The organism is Chamaesiphon sp. OTE_20_metabat_361, from assembly GCF_031364565.1.
In genome coordinates this window covers 1-2,390 of the sequence record NZ_JANLWO010000151.1, presented here as the reverse complement: position 1 = coordinate 2,390, position 2,390 = coordinate 1, and the positions used below count along the sequence as shown (strand labels likewise).

Genomic DNA, 2,390 nt, shown 5'->3' with positions numbered 1-2,390 from the left:
TCTGTCTTGATTCGCTAAACCGTCGGGGAACCCGACGAGCGCGAATCGCTCCCAAGCTTGGGAGCGGCGTTTTTATGTCTATGGTTCCCCCCGAAGAAAAAATCGACGCATCGAACGGGAGGTTCCCTCCCGTTTTTGTGCGTCAAGACAACGACAAGACAGAGGGGTTGGGGGTGAGGGCAAGGTTTGTCGGTTGTACAAACCGGATTTGTTGTCAGATAATGAAAAACCAACAGATCGATCGATCGGTTGGTAAGATAGCTGTGTTGGGAGGAGAAAACTCATTCCTTAGACTCTGCCAAAAACTGATACTAGCTGGTATGTGACCGCTTGGGACGTTAATGCTGAATTGTAAAGCTGGTTGTTATCTCTTATTAAGAATTGTAACAAACATCTTGCCAAAACGCAAGAAATCCTCCGGAGATTCTCTCTAGGAGGATAATGCAGCTTAATTAAATTTAAAGCTCTATGTGGCTCAAACTTGCGGCAAGCGGCTCGACCGTGAATTTTGGGGAGAAAAGGCAGAGGAGTCGATCGGGAAAATTTGCTGACCGACTCCCGCACGTTCTGTTAAACCACCCTGTAAGCTCTCTGGGAACTAGATAAATTAGATTCCGATCGAGTACAGATGTGAACAGCTTAACCTAGATCCCCGTAGATCCAATGGTTAAAAGGTAACTAAAAAGTCATGATTCATCATGTAAGGTCGATCGAGAGCAAATATAACTAGTGCTAGTTATGGGTTGTTAGTGTGGGTAGATGGGAGATGGGAGATGGGAGATAACTAGTAGGGTGGGCATCGCCCACCGTATAGGTTTTAGGCATTATCTATTTAATAAATATTTGCACCCACCTACCGATCGAGATTAAGCTGGCACCGTATAAGCGATGAGCTGTCCGACTCTTTGGCGCAAGGTTTCGAGACTCAGCCGCTCGGAGGCAGAGATAAATACCGCATTAGGGAACTCTTCCTCAGCTTGAGCTAGTCTGTCACTATCGACCCGATCGATCTTATTAAACACGATCAGCGATGGCCCTGGGGCGATCGGCATCTCACTCAAGATTCCCATCACGGAGCGAATATGGCTGTGCCAAGCGGGATGGGACAGATCGATCAGATGGATCAGCGCATCGGCTTCGGTAACTTCCTCCAGGGTGGCGCGGAAGGCATCCATCAGTGGTGGTGGTAGCTCGTGAATAAAACCAACTGTATCGGTGAGTAATATTTGCCGCAAGTCCCCATCATTGCTCGCTGGTACCTGAAACCGTCGCGTTGTCGGATCGAGGGTGGCGAATAACTGGTCGGCGATGTAGACTTCGGAATTAGTTAGGGTATTGAGCAGGGTGGATTTACCTGCATTAGTATAGCCGACTAGAGCCACAGACGGAACATCGTGATGCTGGCGTTGGAGCCGCAGCCGCGAACGATGTGCTTGGAGTTGGTTCACGTCCTGCTGAAGTCGTGAAATTCGCTTTTGAATCGTCCGGCGTTCGGTCTCTAATTTGGTCTCTCCAGGCCCTCTAGTGCCGATCCCACCACCTTGGCGAGACATGGCTTGACCGCGCCCAGTTAGACGCGGCATCATGTATTCTAGTTGGGCTAGTTCGACTTGGAGTTTACCCGCTCCAGATTGAGCGCGTTGGGCAAAGATGTCTAAGATCACCTCAGTTCTGTCTACTACCCGAATTCCGATTTGGGTTTCCAGATTTCGTCCTTGGCTGGGGGAGAGATTGCAATCAAAGACAATCAGATTCGCCCCGATTTTTTGCGCGGCGAGGGCGATTTCTTGGATCTTGCCTTCGCCAACTACCGTTTGGGGGTGGGGTTTCGATCGCTTCTGTTGGACGGTTTGGAGGACTTCCCCGCCAGCGGTTTGGACTAATTTAACGATTTCTTCTAAGCCATCATTAAATCGCTGAGTAGTCACGTAGTCAGTTTTGACACCTACTAATAATACGCGATCGGTTTCATCGGCGACGTTCTGATTGGCAACATCCCGCGCGTATTCACTTTCGATCCCATCGACTAGATCTAGAAAGTCTCGATCGCTCAGATCCTCTAAACTCAACGGCGGCGAAATCGTCCAGTTAATCTCTGGATGTGGCACTAGGTGTGCGAGATAGGTATCTTGAATATATCCCGTCGCACCCCCACCACGCTTTTGAAAGCCGCTGCCAGTAATGTTCAAAATCACCAGCGCATCCAGCCGCTGGATCGCCATCGAGGTGAGTGCGCTCTCACTGGGGATTTCCGATTTGAGCTGAGTCGAAATACACCGAATCCCACTCAACCGCTCCGCACCATAGCGGGGTAATTCTAACGGGGGAATTTGAGTTTGACCGGGAGTACCCACACCCAAGCGAATAATTTGACCGCGCCGATTGATATA

Annotated in this window: 1 protein-coding gene; it reads right to left on the bottom strand. The window is 49.7% G+C overall.

The window, feature by feature from the left end; genetic code table 11:
- Nucleotides 1–866: 866 nt before the first annotated feature.
- A partial coding sequence (gene hflX / locus RMO35_RS04215) for a GTPase HflX (RefSeq protein WP_309738768.1) occupies nt 867–2,390 on the bottom strand: 1,524 nt, incomplete at its 5' end.